Raw genomic sequence first — 5557 nt, forward strand, 5'->3', positions numbered from 1 at the left:
TCCCCCGCCCCCCGGGTCCCCGCCCCGGCGATCTTGCAGTTGCGGTGCCGGCAAAAGCCGCGAACGAGCCTGTATCAGCAACCCGAAGTGCAAGATCGGCGGGGTGGGGTGGGGAGGTCAGGCGGGGCTGTCGAGAGGGAGGAGGAGGCAGGTGGAGGTGGCGTGGGCGATGAGGCGGGCTTTGGTGTCGGTCAGGCGGGCCTCGGCCAGGGCGGTGCGGCGGCCGCGCTGGAGCACCGTGCCCTCGCAGCGCAGCGTGCCGCTGGCCACCGTGACCGGGCGGAGGAACTTCACGTTCAGGTCCAGCGAGGTGTAGCCGACGCCGGCCGGCAGGGTGGTGTGCACCGCGCAGCCGGCGGCGGTGTCCAGCAGGGTGGAGATGATCCCGCCGTGCACCGTGCCGAGCGGGTTGTAGTGGAACTCCTGCGGCACCAGCTCGACGGCGACGCGACCCTCGTCCGCCGCCATCCGGGACATGTCGATCAGGTGCATCACCGGCGGGGCGGCCAGCTCGCCGTCGATCATCGCGCGCAGCAGCTCCAGGCCGCTGCGGCGACCGATGTGCGCGGCCCCGGCAATCGGGTCGGACCAGGAGAAGGTACGGCTGCGGTCCTGCGTCTGCGTCATGGACTCAGCCTCGCAGCGCATTGCTGAGTCTGTCAATCAGACCTAGCCTGGTCGGCATGAGACCTGCCGCGCTGGACTGGTCGGTGGAGAACTGCACCATCGCCCGCGCCATGGAGATCCTCGGCGAGCGGTGGACCCTGGTCGTGCTCCGCGAGGTCTTCAGCGGCGTGCGCCGCTTCGACGACATGCGGGTGCGCACCGGCATCCCCCGACAGGTGCTCACCAACCGGCTCGCCATGCTGGTCGAGCAGGGGGTGCTGCGCCGGGAGCCCTACCGGGAGCCGGGCAGCCGGGTGCGGCACGAGTACCGGCTCACCGACAAGGGGCTCGACCTGTGGCCGGTGCTGGTGGCGGTGCTCGGCTGGGGCGACCGCTACCTGGCCGATCCGGACGGCTCGCCCCTCGCGGTCAACCACCGCGACTGCGGGGCCGAGGTCCGGGTCGCGCTGCGCTGCGCCGAGGGGCACGAGGTGACCGACCCGCGGGACGTGCTGCCCCGGCCGGGACCGGGGGCCCGGCCCCGGGTCTGAGGCGCTGCTGCGGGGCCACGAAAAGGTCCGCGACGTCCGGGTGTTCGCGCCGTACGGTGCCGGGACGGGGCGAGCGGGACATCGACGCCTGTCACCGCCTGTCGCGGCGCGGTTACCCAGGGGTGGTGGGGTGAATTCGGGCAAAGCGATGGCTTGCTTAGGATCTTAAATATGTGAATACTTGGGTCGCTCGGCCGGTTTCCCCAGGTCGGCCGGGTTGCCCCCGGGCGCGTTCCTGTGACGGCGCCCGTCACCCCCCTTACGGAGGTTGTTACATGCGACCCACGAGGTCCTCGCTGCGCCGTGCCGCGGTCATCGCCGTGGCCGGCACCCTGGTCACCGGCTCGCTGCTCGGCGCACCCGCCCAGGCGGCCCCTGCCTCGCCCGCCTCGCCGGACGCCGCCGCCGCGCTCGCCGCCCAGCTCGGCGACCGCGCCGCCGGCACGTACGCCGACGCCAGCGGCAAGATGATCGTCGCGGTGACCGACGCCGCGGCCGCCCGCCAGGTGCGCGCCGCCGGCGCGACCCCGAAGCTCGTCAGCCGCGGCGCCGACAAGCTCAACGCCGCGACCGCCGAGCTGGAGCGCTCCGCCAAGATCCCCGGCACCGCCTGGTGGACCGACCCGGCCACCAACCAGGTCGTGGTCTCCGTGGACAGCACGGTCACCGGCGCCAAGCTGGAGCGGGTCAAGGCCGCCGCCGCCCGCACCGGGGGCACGGTCCGGATCGAGGCCGAGCCCGGCGTGCTGACCACCCGCATCTCCGGCGGCCAGGCCATCTACACCGGCGGCTACCGCTGCTCGCTCGGCTTCAACGTGCGCAGCGGCTCCGGCGTCTACTACTTCCTGACCGCCGGGCACTGCACCAACCTGGGCTCGACCTGGTACTCGAACTCCAGCCAGACGTCCGTGCTGGGTAGCCGGGCCGGCACCAGCTTCCCGGGCAACGACTACGGCATCGTGCGGTACAGCATCGCCTCGCAGCCGGGCAACGTCTACCTCTACAACGGCACCTACCAGGACATCACCGCGGCCGGCAACGCGTACGTCGGCCAGGCCGTCAAGCGCTCCGGCAGCACCACCGGCCTGCGCAGCGGCAGCGTCTCGGCCACCAACGCGACGGTGAACTACGCCGAGGGCAGCGTCTACGGCCTGATCAAGACCAACGTCTGCGCCGAGGGTGGCGACAGCGGTGGCTCGCTCTTCGCCGGCAGCACCGCCCTGGGCCTCACCTCCGGTGGCAGCGGCAACTGCACCACCGGCGGCACCACCTACTTCCAGCCGGTCACCGAGCCGCTGAGCGTCTACGGCGTCAGCGTCTACTGATCGCCTCGCGAGCGGGCCGCCGGGCGACCGGCGGCCCGCTCCGCATGTCAGCCCGCGGTCGGGCCCTGGCAGGACACGTGCCGGCCGGTCGGGTTGCGGCCCCGGCGGGACGTGACCGGTCAGCCACCTGTCGCCGGCCGACCCGCACCGGCCGGAGGTTCGCCCGGTCGGCCTGCCCGGCCCCCGGCGCGGTGGGCCGGCGCCACCTGCGCGGCGGACCATCGGCGGTGCGCCCGGCGGGCGGAGAGCAGCGCGAGTAGCGGCCAGAGGGCGACCGCCACCGCACTCACCCGTTCCGCCAGACCGGTCCGGGACCCGCCGGTCACCTCCACCACGAACCAGCCGAAGAGGGCCAGCAGCAGCGTCGTCACGGCCAGCGCCACCGGCCGCCGGAACGCCCACGGCGGCTCGGCCCGGACTGCCGCCCCGGGTAGCCGCAGGGCCGCCCCGGCCGGCCAGAGCACCAGGGCGAGCACGGCGACCGTCGCCACGGTGCCGTGCGCCAGCGAGCCGCCGACCCGCGGGCGCGGGAAGGCGATCAACGCGACGGTGGCCGCCCCACCGACGGCGAGCAGGAACCGGGCCGGCAGCCCCGCGGCGTGCAGCACGGCGGCGGTGGTCAAATAGCAGCAGCCGAGCAGGACCAGGCAGCCGGTCATGATCCACGGGTCGGTCGCGCCCGGGCCGGCCAGCTCGCTGAGCGTGTCCCGGACCGGGTCGTACCCGGACGGTTGCCGCGCCGCCGCCACTGTCCAGCCGGCCACCAGTAGGACGGGCGCTGCCGTGGCCGTGGCAACGGCCCACCCCGGTACGGCTCGCATCCGGCCACGGTAACCGCCTTCCGAGCGGTCACGGGCCCGACACGAGCGGCGGGTGCGGGCACCAGCCCGCGCCCCGGATCAGGCCGGCGTGACCCGGGCGTCGGCGAGCACCACGACCGAGGTCGGCAACTCGCAGGTCACCTCCAGGATGAGGTCGTCGGCGCCGGCCACGTCGGCCGTGAGGCTGCCTGGCACGCCCTGCTGGGCGTCCGCGCTGCCGCGCCGCAGCCGGTCCACACTGTCGTCCGGGCGCTTGACGGCGACGTACACCGTCACCCGCACCTTCGCCCGCGGGTCGTCCGGCGAGTACGCCTGGATCCCGAGGGTGAGGTCCTGGTGGCGGCGCAGCAGTTCGTAGGTCACCGCGCGCTGCTGGTCCTGGGCGGTGTTCTCCGGGCACCGGACGGTGATCGCCCGGTCGAGACCAGGCAGGCCCTTGAGCGACCGGGGGAGCGGGACGAGGTTGGCGGCACCGGCCTTCAGCTGCAGGCTGTCGACGTGCACCGACGCCGGAGCGGGGGCCGACGTCCCGGCGACCGGCGTCCCGGTCGGGGCGGCGGTCGTCCCACCCGAACCCGGCGTGACGTTCGCGCCGGCCGGGGTCGTACTTCCCGGGTCCGGGTGTCGCTCCCAGCCGAAGTAGTCCCGCAGCAGGGAACCACCGGCGAGGAGGATGCCGAGGACCGTGGCGGCCGTGGTGAACCAGAGCCCCCACCGCGGTCCGCCATCGCCCCTGGCCCGGTCGGTCTCGACGGGCTGCTCCTTGTCGACGGTCGCCACGTCTCTCCCCGCTCGTCTGTGGTCGACGCGATTGCGCCCGTGTTTCTATCATCACGACGATCCACAAGCGACTCCGCGTACCCGCGCTGTCCGCTTGGCGACAGCGCACCCTCCCCGACCTGCGACAAACGCAGCTCGTCCGACGCCACCTGTTCAGGAGAACCGCCCATGAGCGAGTCCCGCGGGCCGAACGACGCCCAGCCGACCTTCCCGGGAGCGAGCCCGCCCCCCGCCGGCGCCGCCGCGCCGCCCGGACCCGGCGTCCCCGGTCGGCCCGCCGCGAGCCCGCCCGCCGGTGGCGTCTCCGGCCGGCCCGCCGCAGCGCCTCGGCCGGCCGGCCAGGGGCTGACCCTGCTCGCCCTGGGCGTCGCCGGGCTCGCCCTCCTGCTCGCCTTCGGTTCGGCGGTCTTCGCGTGGCGGGCCATCGACCAGGCCGAGGACGCGAAGGCGATCGCCCTGCAGCCCGGAGCGGCAGCCGGCCCGTCGGCGACCGGCGGGCAGCCGGCCACGAGCGCGCCGACCAGCGCCGACAGCGCGACCCCGGAGGACACGCCACGGTCTCCCGGTGAGGCGCCGGCGCTCGACGCGCGGACCAACTACCGGCCCCGGTACGAGAAGGAGTCGCTGGTTCTCAAGGCCAACTGCGCCGACTCGATGTACGCGGACGTGGACGAGGCCCGGGCGCAGAACGACAGCAACGGCGCGGACATCCGGTTCACCAGGGGCTGCGGCAACGAACCGTCGACGCTGCGGCTGGAGGACGGTGTCGAGGGCACCGACGTGGCCACGTCCGGGATGCGGCCGCAGGAGTGCGCCGACAAGATCCGTACCGCCCTGATCGCCGAGAACCAGGCGGTCCCGGTACGCAAGGGCACCGCGATATGTATCACCACCGACTACGGCGACGCCAAGGCGCACGGGCGGCCGTGGCGGATGGCGCTGATCGAGGTGGTGGGCGTGGCCAACGACGGCGCCGCCACGCTCCAGGTGACCGGCTGGGACATCCCCGACGCCTGATCCCGGTCGGTCACCAGGGGGACCGGGTTGCCGGGTGGCGCGGGGCGCGCTCCGCGGAGCTGACAGAATGCGGGGGCAGCCCCGTTCAGCGATGAGGAGACGCAAGCCGTGATCCGTACCCACAATGCCGGAAGCCTGCGCGCGGCGGACGCCGGCTCGACGGTGACGCTCGCCGGGTGGGTGGCCCGCCGGCGCGACCACGGCGGTGTCATCTTCGTCGACCTGCGCGACGCCTCCGGCGTGGTGCAGGTCGTCTTCCGCGAGGAGGACGCGCACGCGCTGCGCAACGAGTTCTGCGTGACGGTCACCGGCGAGGTGACCCGCCGCCCGGAGGGCAACGAGAACCCCGACCTGCCGACCGGCGAGGTCGAGGTGAGCGCGACCGCGCTGGAGGTGCTCTCCGAGGCCGCGCCGCTGCCGCTGCCGGTCGACGACCAGGTCGAGGCCGGCGACGACT

7 protein-coding genes are annotated in these 5557 nt (G+C 74.1%); 4 read left to right on the forward strand and 3 right to left on the reverse strand.

Annotated features, from left to right (window positions below):
- Positions 1-117: 117 nt before the first annotated feature.
- Entirely contained in the window at positions 118-627 is a 510-nt protein-coding gene (locus ONA70_RS34245) for a PaaI family thioesterase (RefSeq protein WP_265010631.1), read from the reverse strand.
- 56 nt (positions 628-683) lie between these two features.
- Between ONA70_RS34245 and ONA70_RS34250 the strand changes: the two genes are divergently transcribed.
- Both ONA70_RS34250 and ONA70_RS34255 read left to right on the forward strand, forming a co-directional pair.
- Entirely contained in the window at positions 684-1157 is a 474-nt protein-coding gene (locus ONA70_RS34250; protein WP_265010632.1) for a winged helix-turn-helix transcriptional regulator, read from the forward strand.
- 275 nt (positions 1158-1432) lie between these two features.
- Complete coding sequence (locus ONA70_RS34255) at positions 1433-2482, forward strand: S1 family peptidase (RefSeq protein ID WP_265010633.1); 1050 nt, start codon at positions 1433-1435, stop codon at positions 2480-2482.
- A 119-nt stretch (positions 2483-2601) separates the two neighbouring features.
- Here the strand turns inward: ONA70_RS34255 and ONA70_RS34260 are convergent, their stop codons facing one another.
- Together ONA70_RS34260 and ONA70_RS34265 are read right to left on the reverse strand one after the other, a co-directional pair.
- Positions 2602-3303 (reverse strand): DUF998 domain-containing protein, encoded by a 702-nt coding sequence (locus ONA70_RS34260; RefSeq protein WP_265010634.1) that lies wholly within the window; start codon positions 3301-3303, stop codon positions 2602-2604.
- Between the two features lie 78 nt (positions 3304-3381).
- A complete protein-coding gene (locus ONA70_RS34265) occupies positions 3382-4083 on the reverse strand; it encodes a hypothetical protein (protein ID WP_265010635.1) in 702 nt (233 codons plus the stop codon).
- A gap of 168 nt (positions 4084-4251) precedes the next feature.
- Here ONA70_RS34265 and ONA70_RS34270 point away from each other — a divergent pair, with 168 nt between their 5' ends.
- Positions 4252-5100: a hypothetical protein gene (locus tag ONA70_RS34270; protein ID WP_265010636.1), complete on the forward strand. Its 849-nt coding sequence runs from the start codon at positions 4252-4254 to the stop codon at positions 5098-5100.
- A gap of 108 nt (positions 5101-5208) precedes the next feature.
- Positions 5209-5557 (forward strand): OB-fold nucleic acid binding domain-containing protein (locus tag ONA70_RS34275; protein WP_265010637.1); only part of this gene is annotated, 349 nt, incomplete at its 3' end.

Origin of the sequence: Micromonospora yasonensis (assembly GCF_026013475.1) — a bacterium.
Lineage (GTDB): Bacteria > Actinomycetota > Actinomycetes > Mycobacteriales > Micromonosporaceae > Micromonospora > Micromonospora yasonensis.

Excerpts from the sequence above, each read along its gene's own strand:
- ONA70_RS34245 (WP_265010631.1), bottom strand. The coding sequence starts at position 627 with ATGACGCAGACGCAGGACCGCAGCCGTACCTTCTCCTGGTCCGACCCG.
- ONA70_RS34250 (WP_265010632.1), top strand. The coding sequence starts at position 684 with ATGAGACCTGCCGCGCTGGACTGGTCGGTGGAGAACTGCACCATCGCC.
- ONA70_RS34255 (WP_265010633.1), top strand. The coding sequence starts at position 1,433 with ATGCGACCCACGAGGTCCTCGCTGCGCCGTGCCGCGGTCATCGCCGTG.
- ONA70_RS34260 (WP_265010634.1), bottom strand. The coding sequence starts at position 3,303 with ATGCGAGCCGTACCGGGGTGGGCCGTTGCCACGGCCACGGCAGCGCCC.
- ONA70_RS34270 (WP_265010636.1), top strand. The coding sequence starts at position 4,252 with ATGAGCGAGTCCCGCGGGCCGAACGACGCCCAGCCGACCTTCCCGGGA.